The sequence below is a fragment of the Pseudomonas sp. PS01270 genome (genome assembly GCF_029959775.1).
GTDB lineage: Bacteria > Pseudomonadota > Gammaproteobacteria > Pseudomonadales > Pseudomonadaceae > Aquipseudomonas > Aquipseudomonas atacamensis.
This window is the reverse complement of sequence record NZ_JASCPT010000004.1, coordinates 113,040-129,318: the sequence shown is the minus strand read 5'-3', so window position 1 is coordinate 129,318 and position 16,279 is coordinate 113,040. Positions and strand designations below refer to the sequence as shown.

At 58.9% G+C, this 16,279-nt stretch carries 13 protein-coding genes and 1 pseudogene; 5 read left to right on the top strand and 9 right to left on the bottom strand.

The genetic code is table 11. The features are described from left to right. Nucleotides 1-51 precede the first annotated feature (51 nt). Nucleotides 52-459: an HPF/RaiA family ribosome-associated protein gene (locus tag QMX86_RS02995; RefSeq protein ID WP_016771629.1), complete on the bottom strand. Its 408-nt coding sequence runs from the start codon at nucleotides 457-459 to the stop codon at nucleotides 52-54. A gap of 200 nt (nucleotides 460-659) precedes the next feature. Continuing rightward, complete coding sequence (locus QMX86_RS02990) at nucleotides 660-1,607, bottom strand: LysR substrate-binding domain-containing protein (protein WP_282386101.1); 948 nt, start codon at nucleotides 1,605-1,607, stop codon at nucleotides 660-662. A 135-nt stretch (nucleotides 1,608-1,742) separates the two neighbouring features. Here QMX86_RS02990 and QMX86_RS02985 point away from each other — a divergent pair, with 135 nt between their 5' ends. Both QMX86_RS02985 and QMX86_RS02980 read left to right on the top strand, forming a co-directional pair. Next, nucleotides 1,743-3,119, top strand: a complete 1,377-nt coding sequence (locus tag QMX86_RS02985; protein ID WP_071174428.1) for an L-serine ammonia-lyase — start codon at nucleotides 1,743-1,745, stop codon at nucleotides 3,117-3,119. A gap of 263 nt (nucleotides 3,120-3,382) precedes the next feature. Then, nucleotides 3,383-3,700, top strand: a complete 318-nt coding sequence (locus QMX86_RS02980) for a DUF3509 domain-containing protein (protein ID WP_016771632.1) — start codon at nucleotides 3,383-3,385, stop codon at nucleotides 3,698-3,700. Here the strand turns inward: QMX86_RS02980 and QMX86_RS02975 are convergent. After that, nucleotides 3,697-4,197, bottom strand: a complete 501-nt coding sequence (locus QMX86_RS02975; RefSeq protein WP_039759287.1) for a phosphate-starvation-inducible PsiE family protein — start codon at nucleotides 4,195-4,197, stop codon at nucleotides 3,697-3,699. The genes QMX86_RS02980 and QMX86_RS02975 overlap by 4 nt on opposite strands. 336 nt (nucleotides 4,198-4,533) lie before the next feature. Here QMX86_RS02975 and QMX86_RS02970 point away from each other — a divergent pair. After that, nucleotides 4,534-4,773: pseudogene (locus tag QMX86_RS02970) on the top strand (YebG family protein); the annotation flags it as partial. A 184-nt stretch (nucleotides 4,774-4,957) separates the two neighbouring features. Here the strand turns inward: QMX86_RS02970 and QMX86_RS02965 are convergent. Continuing rightward, nucleotides 4,958-5,977 carry a Glu/Leu/Phe/Val dehydrogenase dimerization domain-containing protein gene (locus QMX86_RS02965; RefSeq protein ID WP_071174427.1) on the bottom strand — a complete coding sequence of 340 codons (1,020 nt, stop codon included), beginning with the start codon at nucleotides 5,975-5,977 and terminating at the stop codon, nucleotides 4,958-4,960. A gap of 184 nt (nucleotides 5,978-6,161) precedes the next feature. Here QMX86_RS02965 and QMX86_RS02960 point away from each other — a divergent pair, with 184 nt between their 5' ends. Then, nucleotides 6,162-6,965, top strand: coding sequence for a transglutaminase family protein (locus QMX86_RS02960; protein ID WP_273527524.1), 804 nt, complete (start codon nucleotides 6,162-6,164; stop codon nucleotides 6,963-6,965). Nucleotides 6,966-7,055: 90 nt separating this feature from the next. On the opposite strand, the gene QMX86_RS02955 is transcribed toward QMX86_RS02960, so the two are convergent. The 4 genes from QMX86_RS02955 to hmgA are packed head-to-tail and all read right to left on the bottom strand — an operon-like array spanning nucleotide 7,056 to nucleotide 11,745. Then, the gene (locus QMX86_RS02955) at nucleotides 7,056-8,426 is read right to left on the bottom strand and encodes an aromatic acid/H+ symport family MFS transporter (RefSeq protein ID WP_282384051.1); all 1,371 of its coding nucleotides are present in this window, start codon (nucleotides 8,424-8,426) and stop codon (nucleotides 7,056-7,058) included. 55 nt (nucleotides 8,427-8,481) lie between these two features. Further along, nucleotides 8,482-9,120, bottom strand: a complete 639-nt coding sequence (maiA, locus tag QMX86_RS02950) for a maleylacetoacetate isomerase (protein ID WP_282384053.1) — start codon at nucleotides 9,118-9,120, stop codon at nucleotides 8,482-8,484. A gap of 12 nt (nucleotides 9,121-9,132) precedes the next feature. Continuing rightward, entirely contained in the window at nucleotides 9,133-10,437 is a 1,305-nt protein-coding gene (gene fahA, locus QMX86_RS02945) for a fumarylacetoacetase (RefSeq protein ID WP_282384055.1), read from the bottom strand. A 3-nt stretch (nucleotides 10,438-10,440) separates the two neighbouring features. Further along, nucleotides 10,441-11,745 carry a homogentisate 1,2-dioxygenase gene (gene hmgA, locus QMX86_RS02940; RefSeq protein WP_071174423.1) on the bottom strand — a complete coding sequence of 435 codons (1,305 nt, stop codon included), beginning with the start codon at nucleotides 11,743-11,745 and terminating at the stop codon, nucleotides 10,441-10,443. Between the two features lie 163 nt (nucleotides 11,746-11,908). On the opposite strand from hmgA, the gene QMX86_RS02935 reads away from it, so the two are divergent. After that, on the top strand, nucleotides 11,909-12,688 hold the full coding sequence (locus QMX86_RS02935; RefSeq protein WP_024011648.1) for an IclR family transcriptional regulator: 780 nt from the start codon (nucleotides 11,909-11,911) through the stop codon (nucleotides 12,686-12,688). A 27-nt stretch (nucleotides 12,689-12,715) separates the two neighbouring features. Here QMX86_RS02935 and QMX86_RS02930 read toward each other — a convergent pair whose 3' ends face one another. Further along, nucleotides 12,716-16,180 carry a DUF6543 domain-containing protein gene (locus QMX86_RS02930; RefSeq protein WP_282384058.1) on the bottom strand — a complete coding sequence of 1,155 codons (3,465 nt, stop codon included), beginning with the start codon at nucleotides 16,178-16,180 and terminating at the stop codon, nucleotides 12,716-12,718. Nucleotides 16,181-16,279: the final 99 nt, after the last annotated feature.

Genomic DNA, 16,279 nt, shown 5'->3' with positions numbered 1-16,279 from the left:
GGCCTGCATCAGCAGGCCCGTTCTCCTTTGGTTACTTGTGAAATCAGCGCATCAACTGTTGATCGCTGCCTGTTCGTTCTCGTCAAATTCCTCCGCCAACAGCTTGTCGTTGGCCTTGCCGGTAAATGGCACTACAGCGGCGCGTGGTTTACCTCGCAGTTTGCCGAACAGATGATCCAGTTTGTGCTCGAGTTTCTCGGCAGCACCGTCGATCGCCTGTTCCAGCGAATCGGCTTTGTGGGTCACGGAAATCGGTTGGTGGCCTTTTGGCCGCGCTTCCAGTTGGCAGCGCAAGTCATGGGGACCTGGTTTCTCGCCGTTCTCGTCGCTCAGGTGGACTTCGACACGGGTCAGGTCTTCTTCATAACGGTCGAGCGTGCTCTCAATAGTTGTACGTACCCACTCCTCCAGTCGCTTACTGCTTTGAATATGGTTATCGCTGTTGACTTGGATTTGCATAGTTCATCCCTTATTTCAGCTAGCTCGCTGGAGGCCTTGAAGTGAATTTCCTGACCTCCTGGTTACAACAATCGGCCCGAGCGGCGAACATTTCAACCCCTGAAAAAAGAAAAATATTCATTCGCAAAAAAAGCCGGACAACCGAGCGAGCCGCTGTTAATGTCGGGAGTTGGGTCGACCCGCTCCGCAGAAAAATCTGCTCACATCTGCTGCTCATTCAGCGGGTGCAGACTGCGGAAAATTCCCGCCTCCTCCACCAGCCAGTCATGCACAGCGCGCACGCCCGGATGGCTCAACGCCCCCGGTGCATACAGCAGCACATAGCGTTTATGGTTGGGCACCGACAAGCCGAACGGCACGATCAACGTGCCGCGCTCCAGCTCATCGTTGAGCAACGTGCGCCGGGCAATCGCCACGCCCATGCCGGCAATCGCCGCTTCGATGGTCAGGTGATTGCGATTGAAGGTGTGGCCGCGTCGCACATCGGCGCCTTCGAAGCCGATCGCGTTCAGGTAGAACTCCCATTCCGCGTATTCGTAACTGCCACGCCAGGCGGTGATGTCGTGCAGCAACGGGAAATGCACCAGATCGGCCGGCCCGTGCAACGGCGGGCGCCCGCGGAGCAGGCTCGGCGCGCACACCGGAAATATCTGCTCGTCGAGCAAGGCTGTGGATAACAATCCTGGGTAACTGCCATCGTTAAGGTCGATGGCCAGATCGAAATCGCCCTCATGCAATGGCACACTGCTGTCCTCGGCCACCAGGCGCAACTGGATATCCGGAAAGCGTTGCTGCAAGCGCGGCAGGCGCGGAGTCAGCCACTTGCCGAGAAACGACGGGATCGAGCGCAACCGCAGAATTCCGCTGATCATCCCCGCGTCCAGTCGGCGCAATTCCGCATCGATGCTGCCATAGGCTTCGTTGACGGTAATCGCCAGCCGCTGCCCCTGTGCACTCAACTCAACGCCACGCGCGCGCCGATGAAACAGGCGAAAGCCCAAGCGCTCTTCCAATTGGCGAATCTGCTGGCTGACCGCGCCCGGGGTGATGTGCAGCTCTTCGGCACAACGGGTGAACGACAGGTGCCGCGCGGCACAGGCAAACACCTGCAGCCAGACATAGGTCTGGGCATGCAATTGACGACTCATTGTTTAGTCCTGCTAAAGGCTGTCTTAGGAGGTTTCGTTGGTCACCTCGAACCGAGGCAGGCAGTATCGCCGACATTGCGCTTGTCCGACAAAAAATGGCAGCGATTCCTACTCCATTGCTTGTAAGGGTTTAGCATGGCTATCAGTGTTTTCGATCTATTCAAGGTGGGCATCGGCCCGTCCAGTTCCCATACCGTCGGTCCGATGCGTGCAGCGGCGACCTTTGCCCAGGCTCTGATCGATCAGCATCTGCTCAATGATGTGCGACGTGTGCAGATCCGCCTTTACGGTTCGCTCTCTGCCACCGGCGTCGGCCACGCCACTGACCGCGCAACGGTCATGGGCCTGATGGGCGAATGGCCGGACAGCATCGATCCTTCGACCATCGAGCCACGCATCCAGCAACTGCGCGAAACCGGGCAACTGTCCCTCGCCGGTCAACGTTCAATTGCTTTTGACTGGCAGAGCGATCTGCTGCTGCTCGACGAGAGCCTGCCCTACCACCCCAATGCGATGTCGCTGAGCGCCTTTGGCGAAAGCGCCGAGCTGTTCGCGCAAACCTATTACTCGGTCGGCGGCGGTTTCATCGTCGAAGCGGCTGAAGCCGAATCTGGCGTGGCGCCAACCAGCGACGTGGTGTTGCCCTACGATTTTTCCAGCGCCGCCGAACTGCTCGCCCTCTGCAAACAACATAATCTGCGTGTGTCCGAACTGATGATGGCCAACGAGCGCGCCTGGCGCAGCGACGCCGAAATCCGTCAGGGCCTGTTGCACATCTGGTCAGTGATGCGCGAGTGCGTCGAACAAGGTTTGCACCACGAAGGCATCCTGCCCGGCGGTCTGAAAGTACCGCGTCGCGCGGCGAAACTGCATCGCAGCCTGTTGGAAATCGGCAAACCGAATGTGATCAGCTCGACCCTGTCGGCGATGGAATGGGTCAACCTGTTCGCCCTCGCCGTCAACGAAGAAAACGCGGCCGGTGGGCGCATGGTCACCGCGCCGACCAATGGCGCCGCCGGGATCATTCCGGCGGTTCTGCACTACTACATGAAATTCAATCCGGATGCGTCTGACGATGATGTCGTCGCGTTCTTTCTCGGCGCAGCCGCTGTCGGCATTTTGTGCAAGAAAAACGCCTCCATCTCCGGCGCCGAAGTTGGCTGTCAGGGCGAAGTCGGTTCGGCTTGCGCAATGGCCGCCGCCGGCCTGGCCGACGTCCTCGGCGCGACACCGGAGCAACTGGAGAACGCTGCCGAAATCGGCCTGGAACACAACCTCGGCCTGACCTGCGATCCGGTCGGTGGTCTGGTGCAAGTGCCGTGCATCGAGCGCAATGCCATCGCGGCGGTGAAGGCGATCAACGCCACGCAAATGGCCCTGCGCGGCGACGGCAATCACTTTATTTCCCTCGACCGGGTGATTCGCACCATGCGCGACACCGGGGCCGACATGCACGACAAATACAAGGAAACCTCGCGCGGCGGGCTGGCGGTGAACTGGGTGGAGTGTTGATCGGCCTGACTGCACTGTCAGCGATCATCGGCTCATTCCTGCCCTGAAAACGCGCCACAAAAAACGGCGAGCCCCGAGGCTCGCCGTTTTTTTCGCCGTGTTTATTGTTCGACAATTTTTCCGGCATGCCCCTTGCTACATCACCCTTGAGGCAAACGGACATTGCAAACCTCAGCGAACGAGATGCCAGTGGTCTGGTGTTGCGAACCAAATCGGATCATGGCCGGTCAACAACTGCACGTTCAATCAGGCGGTGACGCATCATGGACAACCCATTTCAAATCATTACCGATGCTTTCGCGCCGGACTATCAGATCAATCTGAGCATTCAGGGCCTGGACGGCAGCATCATGCTGACCCTGTCCAACGCCGGCCGCATCGTGGCCAAGCGCATGATCAGTGCCGAACAGCGCAACGATCCCGAGCGTTTGAAGAGGCTGGTGCAAAGCATCCAGTTCGGCATCGCCATCGAACAGGGTCACAGCGCCATGTCGATTCTCGAAGCCATGACCAGCGGCGCCGGGCTGACCCCGCCACCGCCACGGGTCAAAGGCCAGCCCGGCCAGGCGGCGGGCCTTTAAAGCTCGCCCTTCTCCACTTCAGGATGTTCGCTGGAGCCCGTGCCGAGCTTGCGCTGCGGGTTCTCGATCTTCACCGAAGGAAATTGCGACGAAGCGTAACGCACCACCAGGATCGCAAACGCCAGCAGCAGAATGCCGCCGCACAGGTAGATGATGCCCATGTCCGGCGGGTTGTGGTGCGAGACGTTGGAGATCAGCAGGCGCGTCAGTGCAGTGATCGCCACGTAGATCAGGAAGCGCACCGGCATGTGGTTGGTCTTGAAATAAATCCCGACCATCGCGCCCAGTTCCAGATAGATGAACAGCAATAGAATGTCATCGATCTTGATGTGCCCGACTTCGAGCATGCCGAGGAACTCCATCACCGCCGCCCACGCCGTCACCGCACCGATGGCGAACAGCGCCAGATAGTGGAAGGTTTCGACGAACAGGTTGCCCAGAGACTCGGCCAGTTGATGCACGTTACGCCGCAGTTTCTCGGCCCAGTTTATTTTCACGATGAGTTTCCTTAGCCCGTTTCGGGCGGATGATGCGTATCGCACGTGACGGTTTTGCGCGCGCGCCTTGTTGCAACGGTTTTCATGCAGGTTCAGGGCCACGCATCATGGCGATCCGCCGCAAATCCCGCGCCGTGGCGTTTGGTCGCACCGCTGGAGTTTGTGTGGGAGCGAGCCTGCTCGCGAATAGCAGCCACCCCGTCCCCTGACAAACGCCAAATCCGGTCTACATTGAAAAGCCACTACCCATGGCGCAGGGATTCGCTTATCCTTTTCGCTGTATATGGATACAGTAGTCGTCAAGACAACTTAACGTGAAGGCATGTGAGGTGGTGAATGGCCGTCGAAGTGGTATACCGCAGCAGCCGAGATCTGGAGCGCTTGTTCATGGATAAAGCCGAAGCTGATCGTCATGACAAAATGCTCGAACTGGCCGAATATCTGGCCGATGTGCTGCAAAAAGCCGTTCCGTCCCTGACCGAACAGCAAGTGGAAGAAGCCGGGATCTACATGGCGAAGAATCGTGATGTGTTCGCCCGGGCATTCAAGAGCCAGCCCGATGCGCTGTCGGAGCTGATCAATGCGCCGGCCGAGCCTGTCGAAAAAGCTGAAGCGGCAGAACCTGACGAGGCGCCGGCGAAGCCCGCCAAAGCAGCGAAAGCGCCGAAGTAATCAGAAAGATCGTCCGATCGCGGCCCGAGCCTTCGGCAGCTCCCACATTCCGAGTGTAGGAGCTGCCTAAGGCTGCGATCTTTTGCTTTCAGCGATACAAAACCTTTTCCGCCAACTCATCCGCCACCCGCGCCGGCGAACGTTTTTCCGCCTGCGCGTGAGCGAAGACCTCCGTGAGCCGCGAACTGATCTTCGACAGATGTGCCGTGATGGTCGGCAACTCCTCGCCACGATGTTTAAGCGAAACGTAAATAAGCCCGCCGGCATTGATCACATAATCCGGCGCATAAAGAATCCCGCGCCGTTCCAGTTGATCCGCCACATCCAGATGGGAAAGTTGATTGTTCGCCGAACCGGCCACAGCGGAACAGCGCAGCTGTGAAACGGTGTGACTATTAAGCACCCCGCCCAACCCACAAGGCGCGAGAATGTCGCACGGCGTGCTGAGCAATGCGTCGTTGGCGATCGGGTGAGCATTGAGCTGCTCCATCGCCAGTTGCACCTTGCCGTGGTCGATGTCACTGACCAGCAACTCGGCGCCGGCCGCGTGCAGTTGCTCGGCCAGTGCATAACCGACGTTGCCAAGCCCCTGAATCGCGATGCGCAAACCTTCGAGGTTGTCGCTGCCCAGACGCGCCATCGCCGTGGCGCGAATGCCGGTGAACACGCCCATGGCCGCGTGCGGTGCCGGATCGCCTGCCGAGGTGGTGCTGGTGACGTGCCGGGTCTGCTGGGCAATGCAGTCCATGTCCGCCACTGAAGTGCCGCTGTCGATGGCGGTGATGTAGCGACCGTCGAGCTGCTCGATGCAACGGCCGAAAGCCTCGAACAACGCGGCGCGATTCTCGACATGGGCCGGGCGCACGATCACCGCCACCCCGCCGCCCTGCGCAAGGCCGGCCAGCGCCGCTTTGTAGCTCATGTTTTGCGCCAGGCGAATGGCGTCCTCGACCGCAGATTCGTCGTTGGGATAGGCAAGGTAACGGCAGCCGCCCAGGGCTGGCCCCAGGCGACTGTCATGAATGGCAATGACCGCCTTCAACCCGGTGACCGGGTCCACGCTCAGGTGCAGCGATTCCAGGCGAGTGCTTTGCATGAGAGCGAACATCGACAGGCTCCCGAATCACTTCTTGTAGAACGCCAGTATAGGCTTGCCCCTGAAAATTGCTGGCGCGCACCAGCATGAGCCGCCGAGCGGACAATGTTGCGCCGCTATAACTCGCGCTCAACGCGCCCGGCACTGGACGAACAACCCGGACGGGGCTAAAACGAGGCATTGGAGGGAGATTCAGATGAGTGCGCGCCAACGCTTTTTCGAATGCCTGCATCGTTCACCGCCGGCGCTGCTGGAAGCTGCGCTGTGGATAAGTGCCGAGCACGACAAAACCCTCGAGCCCGAGGCATGGTTGCGCACCTTCAAGGATCTGCAACTACGCGTCAGCTATGGGCTGCCGATGCTGCCGGTCAGCGAACTGGCGCAACCGCTGTTGCGGCGCATGGTCGATCTCGGTTTCGCACAGGATGATTTCCTGCCGCTGCGCCCACAGGCGGCGCTGCTGCACCGCGTGTTGCACACCCAGCGCGGTCAGCCGCTGGCATTGGCGTTGATCGCACTGGAACTGGCGCATGGCCTCGAAATTCCTTTGGTCGGGGTCAACTTCCCCGGGCATTTCCTGTTGCGGGTACCCGGCGCCGACCACTTGCTCGACCCTTGCGGCGGGCGACGCTTGTATCCCAACGACTGTCGCGAACTGTTGCAACGCCAATACGGGCCGAACATGCAGCTCAGCGCCGAACATTTGCTGAGCGCAACTCCGGTGCAGATGCTGCAGCGTCTGTCACGCAACCTGCGCCAATTGCACCTGACCCACGACGATCACATCGCCGCGTTGATCGACGCAGAACGAGTGCTCGAACTGGGCGATGCGAAGGCCTCTGATTACATGGCCCGGGCCAGTCTGTATCAACGGCTGGATTGCCCGAACGCTGAGCGCTTCGATCTGGAGCATGCGTTATTGCTCAGCGAAGACCCGATCCAGCGGCTGCGCCTGACCGAACGCCTCGGCCATCTGCCGCCCAACTCCGTCGTGCATTAACTACCTTCTGCGGGCTGCCCCCATCCTCGAGGCCCACACAAACCTGTGTGGGAGCGAGCCTGCTCGCGAAGCAGGCACCTCGGTCTCCGGTCAAACCGCGTTATCGTTCTTCGCGAGCAGGCTCGCTCCCACGGTGGCTCGGGAGGCATCAGTGGGCGAGCGCACCTGAATGATCAGCAGTGCGGCAATCACCGCCGGGATCGCGCAGAAGAAGAAAATCTGCGCCACCGGTATATGCATTGCCAGCAGCAGGCTGCCGAACAGCGGGCCGAGGATCGAACCGAAACGTCCCACGCCCAATGCCCATCCGGTGCCCGTGGCGCGCACATGGGCCGGGTAGAAATTGCTGGCAAAGGCATTCAGCGTCAGTTGCCCGCCGATGATGCAGAACCCGGCGGCAAACACACAGGCCACCAGAAAACGCGGATCGTCGTGGTTGAGCCCGAGCAGAATCGTGCACAGCGCCGCCCCTGCCAGTACGCCGGACAACAGGCGCACCTTGCGTTGCAAACGGTCGGCGAACCAGGCCATACAGATCGCGCCAAGGGTCCCGGCGAACAGGAACATCGACGTCACGAGATTGGCTTCGTTGAGTTTCAATCCGCTTTCCAGCAGCAGCGTTGGCAGCCAGCTGATCATGAAATACAACAGAATCAGGCTGACAAAAAACGTCGCCCAGATCAACAAGGTTGGCCGCGCGTAGCCGTTGCGAAACAACTCGACCACGGTCAGTTTGCTGCCCTGCTCACGCTCGTTCTGCTCGACGCTGGCCAGCGGTGGCTGCCAGTCCGGCAACATCCGCGCGCTGACTTTGCGCAGCCGTGCATACGGCGGTGCATCACGCAGCAAACGCGGCAGCGATTCCGGCAACATCCACCAGAGAAACGGGAACAGCAGCAACGGCGTCACGCCGCCAGCGAGGAACACAGCCTGCCAGCCGAACTGATCGATGAAACCGGCGGCAACAAAACCGCCCGCCGCCCCACCGAACGAGAAACCACAGGCAGCCAGCGTCACCATTAACGTACGCAGACGCGGTGGTGAATATTCCGACATCAAGGCCATGGCGCTGGGCATCGCGCCGCCCATGCCGATGCCGCAGATGAATCGCGCGATCATCAGCGTGTTCAGCGAATCGGCGAAAACCATCAGCACCGTCAGCGTGGCGTAGATCAATACGCAGGCAAGCAGAATGCGACGCACACCGAAGCGGTCAGCCAGCGGCGTAACCGCGAGAGAACCGAGGGTCAGGCCGAGCAGGTTGGCGCTGAAAACCGGCCCGAACACGGATTTTTCCAGCCCCCAGTCTTGGGCCAGCGCCGGCACTACATAACCGAGCACCTGGGCGTCATAACCGTCGGTGACCAGCAGCAACGCCAGCAGAGTCAACAGCAACCACTGATAACGGGACACAGGCCGGGCGTCGAGCGCCGCACGGAAGCTGGCAATCTGGTTATGCATCGCAAGTACCTGTTTTTGTTTTTATTGATCGTTCCCACGCTCCGCGTGGGAGCGATCATTTAGGGGTATCTGGTTGGTTGGCGGGATGGGCCTTGATGAACGCTGGATGTTCCAAAGCGAGCGCAGCAACGCGGCGGATTTTCGGGTAAGCCTCCAGCGAAACATTGAACCGTTCTGCGGCATACAACTGCGGAATCAGATACACATCTGCCAGGCACGGCCATTCGCCAAAACAGAAACCGCTGTCGCCGATCAACTGCTCCACTGTCGCCAGCCCTTGGCTGATCCAATGGCTGATCCACTCCACCACTTGCGCCTCATTCTGCCCCGCCTGGCGCAGGCGATTGAGCACGCTGACGTTGTGCAGCGGGTGCACGTCGCAGCCGATTACCGCCGCAACGCCGCGCACCTGCGCGCGCGCCAGCAGATCATCCGGCAGCAACGGCACCTGTGGATAACGCTCTTCCAGATACTCGATGATCGCCGGCGACTGAATCAGCAGCGCGCCGTCATCGGTGCGCAATGTCGGCACCCGGCCTTGGGGATTGAGCGCCAGATACGCCGGCTGCCGATGTTCACCGCCCGACGGCGCAATCAGGTTGACCGGCAGCGCCTGGTAATCGAGGCCCTTCAACGCCAGCGCAATTCGCACCCGGTACGATGAAGTGGAACGGTAATAGCCAAAGAGATCCATAAGCCGCTCCTGTCAGCGTGCCGCGATCACGGTGCCGCGACATTCGCCGAAGCCGATCGAGGCAAAACCTTCGCGGGCACAGCGGGCGCGCAGGATGATTTCGTCACCGTCCTCAAGGAACTTGCGCACTTCGCCGGAAGCCAGTTCGATCGGTTTCTTACCGCCCTCGGTAATCTCCAGCAGGCTACCAAACTGGCCGTTTTCCGGGCCGGACAAAGTGCCCGAACCAAACAGGTCACCAGCCTGCAACTGGCAGCCGTTGACGCTGTGGTGCGCGACCATTTGCGCCACGGTCCAGTACATGTAGCGGGTGTTGCTCAGGGTCAGGCGATGGGCGGGCAGGTTCTGCTCGCGCATGGCTTCGGTGCGCAGCAGCACTTCCAGTTCGATGTCGAAGGCACCGCCGTCCTGATCACGCTTGTCGAGCAGATACGGCAGCGGCTGCGGATCACCTTCAGGGCGCGCCGGTTGCGCCGTGCGGAATGGTTCCAGTGCTTCAGCCATCACCACCCAGGGCGAGACGCTGGTGATGAAACTTTTCGACAGAAATGGCCCGAGCGGCTGGTATTCCCAAGCCTGGATATCCCGCGCCGACCAGTCGTTGAGCAGGCAGAAACCGGCGATGTGCTCGGCAGCGTCACCGATGGCAATCGGCTCGCCCATCTCATTGCCCTGGCCGATCCAGATGCCCAGCTCCAGTTCGTAATCCAGACGTGCGCATGGGCCGAATACCGGTTCGGTCTGCCCGGCCGGCAGCGTCTGGCCTTTCGGCCGGCGCACGTCGGTGCCGGACGCTCGCACTGTGGAAGCGCGACCGTGGTAACCGATCGGCACGTGCTTGTAGTTCGGCAACAGCGGGTTATCCGGACGGAACAGTTTGCCGACATTCTGCGCATGCTCGATGCCGACGTAGAAGTCGGTGTAATCGCTGATTCGCGCCGGCAGGTGCATCTGGCAATCGGCAGCCAACGGCAAGAGTTTCGCGCCTTGCGCTTCGATGTTCCCGCGCAGCGTGCTGCCTTCACTGAACAGTTCGATCAGGCGTTCGCGCAGGGCCACCCGCGCCTCACGGCCAAGTTCAAAGAACGCGTTCAACTGCCCGCCGTGCATGGCTTCCACCGCACTGCGTGCGACGCCGTCGAACAGCCCGGCCTCAAGCGCCACCTGCAAATCGAAGATGTGCTCGCCGATCGCCACGCCTGCGCGCGGCGCAGAACCCTTGAGGCTGAACACGCCCAGCGGCAAATTCTGCAAGGGGAAATCGCTGTGACCGTTGGCCGAAGCGACCCAGCTGCGGGTGATGGAATTCTGTGTCATGGGTTATCTCCGGGTCGGGTCGAACGTGGCGGGCAGCGAGGCCCAGCAAGCGTCGTAACTGGATTGCAATTGAGGGCAGTCGAGGGCGAAACGGCTTGGGCGCAGCACTTGGCTGGTCTCGAACATGAAGGCCATGGTGTTATCGATTTTTGCAGGCGCAAGTTCGGCGTTGATCGCCCTGGTGCAGGTTTCGCCGTCCGGGCCGTGGGCGCTCATGCAGCTGTGCAGCGAAGCGCCACCGGGCACGAAGCCTTCGGCCTTGGCGTCGTATTCGCCCTGGATCAGGCCCATGAATTCATTCATCAGGTTGCGATGGAACCACGGTGGCCGGAAGGTGTTTTCGGCGACCATCCAGCGCGGCGGGAAGATCACGAAATCGAGGTTGGCCAGACCGTGCACGCTGGTCGGCGAGGTCAATACGGTGAAGATCGAAGGATCGGGATGATCGAAACTCACCGTGCCGATGGTGTTGAAACGGCGCAGGTCGTATTTGTACGGCACGTTGTTGCCATGCCAGGCGACCACATTGAGCGGTGAGTGATTGAGTTCAGTGGCCCACAACTGGCCAAGAAATTTCTGCACCAAAGTAGTCGGGTGCTGGAGGTTTTCGTAGGCAGCGACCGGGGTGAGGAAATCCCGGGGATTGGCCAGACCGTTGCTGCCGATCGGCCCCAGATCTGGCAGGCGCAGCGGCGCGCCATGGTTCTCGGCGAGGTAGCCGCGTGCCTGTGGATCGAGCAGTTCGACGCGAAATTTCAGGCCACGCGGCAGCACGACGATTTCCAGCGGCGCCACTTCGAGTACGCCCAGTTCGGTGGCGATACGCAGGCGACCGAGTTGCGGCACCAGCAGCATTTCACCGTCAGCGTTGAAGAACACCCGCTCCATCGAACGGTTGGCGGTGTAGTTATAAATGCTGATGCCGGACGGTTTCTCGGCGCCGGCGTTGGCGGCCATGCTGACCAGGCCATCGATGAAATCCGTCGGTTCGGTCGGCAGCTCCAGGGGATTCCAGCGCAGGCGATTGGGCGTCACTTCACCCAACGGTCCGCCGGCCAGTTGCCGTTCCAGTTTGACGAACGCCGGGTGGTTGGCCGATGGCTGAATCCGGTACATCCAGGTGCGGCGCGCTTCACTGCGCGGCATGGTGAACGCGGTGCCGGAGAACAATTCGGTATACAGGCCGTACGGGGCTTTTTGCGGGGAATTCTGGCCAACGGGCAGCGCGCCGGGCAACGCTTCAGTGCTGAATTCGTTGCCGAAGCCGGACTGGTAAACCAGGTCCTGCGCGGTTGAATCGAGGTTCATGGAGCCTCCTGAACAGGGAGTCGGCAATGGCCCATCGCTCTGGCTCAGAGGTCTCGGCACGCCGGGGTTGTTATTATCGTAATCTGATTACGCATAACGTAATTTGCTCGCTATCCAGCGTCAAGCTATAAAGACGCCCATTCGAACCGGAACCGCCAGCCCCATGGAAAAAACCAGCGACAGCAACGGCAAACAGAAAGTCCGCTCCGCCGAGGTCGGCACCGACATCCTCAAGGCTTTGGCCGAGTTGTCACCGTCGACTTCGCTGTCGCGTCTGGCCGAACACGTGCAGATGCCGGCGAGCAAGGTGCATCGCTATCTGCAGGCGTTGATTGCTTCGGGATTTGCCGAACAGAACGCCGCCACCAACCATTACGGCCTCGGTCGCGAAGCGCTGCGGGTGGGCCTGGCCGCACTCAACAGCATGGACGTGCTGAAGGTCGCCGCCCTGCCGCTGTCCGAGTTGCGCGACGAACTCAACGAAACCTGCTTTCTCGCGGTGTGGGGCAATCAGGGCGCAACCGTGGTGCATATCGAACCGGCGGTGCGCGCGGTGACGGTGGTGACGCAATTGGGTTCGGTGCTGCCGCTGCTCAGTTCGTCCACCGGGCTGGTGTTCAGCGCTTACCTGCCGCACCGGGAAACCGATGAATTGCGCGAGCAGGAAATCGCTGTCGCGGAGCATCCGCTCAAGGATGAGACAGCCTATGCAGCGCTGTGTGAACAGATCCGCGAACGCGGTCTGCATCACGTGCATGGTTTGTTGATGCCGGGTGTGGATGCGCTGTCTGCGCCAGTGTTCAACGCGGTCGGCCAGATCGCTGCGGTGCTGACCATCGTCGGCCCGACCTCGCTGTTCCACGCCGACGAAAACGGCCCGGCGGCGCAGCGGTTGTTGGCTGCGACGCGGGCCGTGAGTTGGCGCATGGGTTACGAAAGTTAAGTAATGCTTATGTGCGCTCGAAACGACTCAACGCACCGTGGTCTTGCTCAATGCGCTGTCACCCTCTTGCATCAGTGACTTGAAGAAACCGATCAGCTCATCGGCGGGGTCTTCATGGCCGGTGTAATACGTGACGAGTTCCGCGACCGTGCGGGCGTCTTCAAACAGACTTAGAAACGAGCGTTGCGCACGGGTAAGTTCTTTAACCGGCGCCCCCGCCGCTGCAGCCTGACCCAATGTCAGCAGTCCGCTCAATACATCCTGCACATGCCCCAGCGCGGCGGAATAATCACCCCGTCGGTGCGACTGCGAAGCGTCGTAGATGCTTTTCATCACCTGCACAGCCACCACCACAGTGCCTACGGGTGGCACCACCAGGCTGACGATGTTCGCGGCCTTCAACAGGTTTTCATAAACCAGGGCGGCAATTATTTCATTGAGACTGGTGGTCCGTTCGTCAATGTCACTCAATACACGGCGCACGCGCTCGTCGTGGAAAGTGAACAGATCGGGCAGTAACGAACGCTGCTGCGTGCGAATGACCGGTCGGGCATCTACCGTGGCGACCAGATTATCGAAGTAGTCATTGATCACTTTCTGGTCAACCAGCAGTATCCGCTCGCTGTAGTAGGTCCTGAACGGGCCTTTCCGAAAACGAATCGAAGGAATGAACTCAGCGATCGGCCGGAAGCTGACTTGATCCGGCGCGTCAGGCGTATAGAGCAAGTCGAAGAAACCTGACGATAACTTCAGTCGAAAAATATAAACGCCACCCACTGTACGGTCCCCGGCAGCCGTCAGACCCAGCGTGCCGATGTTGAATTTATACAGCCCGATGTCGCCTTCGGAGACGCTATTGACGATTGATGGATAGCCGCCACCTTCTTTCAGATTGTCGATAACCCGTTGGACAGCAGAGAAAGATTCAGTGGTTAATCTGCCGTTGGTGAAGTCGGCAAATGCATTACGGTACATCTCACAACGGATTTTCCGGGCGTGTACAGCGCGTTTGAATGAGTAATCAGGATGCGCCTTGTTCTGATATTGCTCTTTCAGCATCGCGGTATATCTGTCGCCGGGTCGGAATGTTTTCGACAGCGAGGAAAGGTCGCGGATATCCAGTTTTTCAACGATGGGATGGCCGTTGACCAAATAGTATTTCGGGCTGAATTTCGTTTCGTAGGACGGGTGCGCCGCTTCAAAAGCGAGTCCTTCAAGCAAAACGTCGGTAACGCTCTTACGAAAGTCTTCGGTTTGCACAATGATCTGGTCGGGATCGACCGAAACGTTACTGCCACGCGAACGCAAAATGTCTTCGATCTGAGCTTTCACCGAGTCATAAGTGAATTGCTCGAATGTCGGAAAACCATTGTCTCGCGCCTCAACCATGGACAGTGCCTTGAATTCGATGCTCAGACGCGAATAGCGCTTGCGGCCCTCGAAGCCAAGCGCCCGATAACCGGCCGGTGCAATGGCCTTGTGCAGGGCAACTTCGGCGCGGTAGGCGACATTCGCGTAGTCCGCCAAGGGTGCTTTGGGATTCAGGCCGAGATCAACCGGTCGGCTATCGAGCGTATAGCGATAGCTCAGTTGTGTACGAGCGCTGCCGAGCAACTCACCCGCTTCGTGCAGATAGTCCGGATGGATCAGCAATGCAGCGTATTCACGATCAGCGGACAACGCCGACTCCAGCCAGCGGTTTGCCGCGTAGATATCGGCAAATTTATGCAGTTCGAATTCACCGGCAGGCGTTTTGATCAACATCAGCGACGGTACATACTCTCGGGCCGAAATGATCAGGACCTCTTTCAACGCCGGCACCTGGGATCGGATTCGCATTCCCTGAACCGTCACCGCAGGATCATTGGCCATGGCCCGCGCGATGATATTGGCATCAGTGGAATCCAGTTTCCCGGAGTGACGAGCAACAAAAGCCGCGAACTCCATCTGACTGCAGAGATAGTTGCGATAAGCCTCCTGGTAAGCCACCGAGGGCGAGTATGCAAGAGTGCCGGTAAATTCCAGCCGCAGGTTACGATTTTCCAGCCACTGTTCAAGCGCTACTGCCGTCAACCGACTTCCGGCGGGAGCGCCGATGATAGTCAGAGCCGCTCTATAACCATTGTCGTGCAGCCCGAAAACAATAAACTCCGTCAGCGTCCGGGTTTCTTCCTGTTCGATAGTACGCCCGGCAATTTGCAGACTGTACGAGCTATGGACACTTATCGATTCCGGATCCAGTTGTTCACCAAGTACCCTGTCCGCCCATTCGGCGAATGTGCGCACTACATAATCCTTGAATGAAAAACATGCATCGAAGGTGTTTGAGTAGACAGCCTGGTATTGATCCCGCGACTCTTCAAGCTCGCTATAGCGCTGTTGCATATCGCTACCAGCGGCATGCAGCCATAGCGGCCAATCGGTGCGTTTCAATGCAGCCCAAAGCAGATAGAAGCGGGTTTCGATGCCGTAACGCAGCACATGCAGGCCTTGATTGTCCTGCAGCATGGAAGTCAGCGGTTTTGCCAGTTGTTCCTGGCCACCGATCAAGAGTGAAACACTTTCAAGCTGACCCTTGAGGTGAGCCTCGGCACAAAATGCATGAGGACTTTGCGCAGCTTTCAGATACCTGATCTGGTCTCCACTCAGGGACAGTCGCTGCTGAAGTTTGCTATGCAGATCGATATTTTTTTCAAAAAATTCAAAGCCGTTTTCCGGCGTATGCAGCAGATAAGAGGTTGACTCATTCACCAGCGGCATTTCTGCATCCGCACGCTCGGCGTTGTCCAGAACGAAACAAGGCTGAAGCGACAGCAGGTAATCCTGTTCAGGTTGCAGCCTGACTTCAAACGCTGCGCGACCGCCATCTGCGTCAAGTAGATGAGCGAATCGCTCGCCCAACCAAGCGTCAAAATTGTTGGCCATGACCGACAGCGAAAGCTCTGCACTGGTGACCACGGCGCAGGCTTCGATGAAAGCCTGCTTATTGGTCAACGGTGCCGTGTCCGGTCGCATGGACCTGGCTGGCGCCGCCCAGAACTTTGCGATCTCGGTTTGCAATGTCTTTTGCAACCCGGTGATCACCGCAGCAATCAGATCCTCGACAATAAGGACATTGAGAGCACTGACTTTGAACTGCTCATTCCGGGTGTCCGGCAGAGAATAAACCCCATCACCGCCCATTATGTAAGCGGGGCTGACATTATTATCAAGACAATGAACAGTCACTTCCCAAAGAGTGCCAGAAGGGCGACTTCCATTATCAGGAAAAGCCGAGTCTGTATTGATATAAACCTTGTCAATATCGATTGTCTTGCCCAAACGCTTCAATTCACTGCCAAGCATGCTACGAAGAATATCCAGCACGCTCGGCATGGCGTCGACGATCTTGAAAAGATCTTCTTTTGCCTGGATTGCCTTTTCCCACTCTTCAGGCCAGGTAAGTTGCTCACCCAAAGAACCACGCATCAGACTTTTATATAACTTGACCACATCTTTTCCTTACTTGACTATCCAGAGCTGCGAACACAGCCACTGTAGATAGTTGCAAGGTAGTTTCTTTTCCAGGCAACTTGAAGGGCGAACAATTTA

What these genes read in the sequence shown, in the direction of transcription:
- QMX86_RS02955 (WP_282384051.1), bottom strand. Translation starts at nt 8,426, where the DNA reads ATGCATAACCAGATTGCCAGCTTCCGTGCGGCGCTCGACGCCCGGCCT.
- fahA (WP_282384055.1), bottom strand. Translation starts at nt 10,437, where the DNA reads ATGACACAGAATTCCATCACCCGCAGCTGGGTCGCTTCGGCCAACGGT.
- QMX86_RS02935 (WP_024011648.1), top strand. Translation starts at nt 11,909, where the DNA reads ATGGAAAAAACCAGCGACAGCAACGGCAAACAGAAAGTCCGCTCCGCC.
- QMX86_RS02965 (WP_071174427.1), bottom strand. Translation starts at nt 5,977, where the DNA reads ATGTTCGCTCTCATGCAAAGCACTCGCCTGGAATCGCTGCACCTGAGC.
- hmgA (WP_071174423.1), bottom strand. Translation starts at nt 11,745, where the DNA reads ATGAACCTCGATTCAACCGCGCAGGACCTGGTTTACCAGTCCGGCTTC.
- QMX86_RS02990 (WP_282386101.1), bottom strand. Translation starts at nt 1,607, where the DNA reads ATGAGTCGTCAATTGCATGCCCAGACCTATGTCTGGCTGCAGGTGTTT.
- QMX86_RS02960 (WP_273527524.1), top strand. Translation starts at nt 6,162, where the DNA reads ATGAGTGCGCGCCAACGCTTTTTCGAATGCCTGCATCGTTCACCGCCG.
- QMX86_RS02980 (WP_016771632.1), top strand. Translation starts at nt 3,383, where the DNA reads ATGGACAACCCATTTCAAATCATTACCGATGCTTTCGCGCCGGACTAT.
- maiA (WP_282384053.1), bottom strand. Translation starts at nt 9,120, where the DNA reads ATGGATCTCTTTGGCTATTACCGTTCCACTTCATCGTACCGGGTGCGA.
- QMX86_RS02985 (WP_071174428.1), top strand. Translation starts at nt 1,743, where the DNA reads ATGGCTATCAGTGTTTTCGATCTATTCAAGGTGGGCATCGGCCCGTCC.
- QMX86_RS02995 (WP_016771629.1), bottom strand. Translation starts at nt 459, where the DNA reads ATGCAAATCCAAGTCAACAGCGATAACCATATTCAAAGCAGTAAGCGA.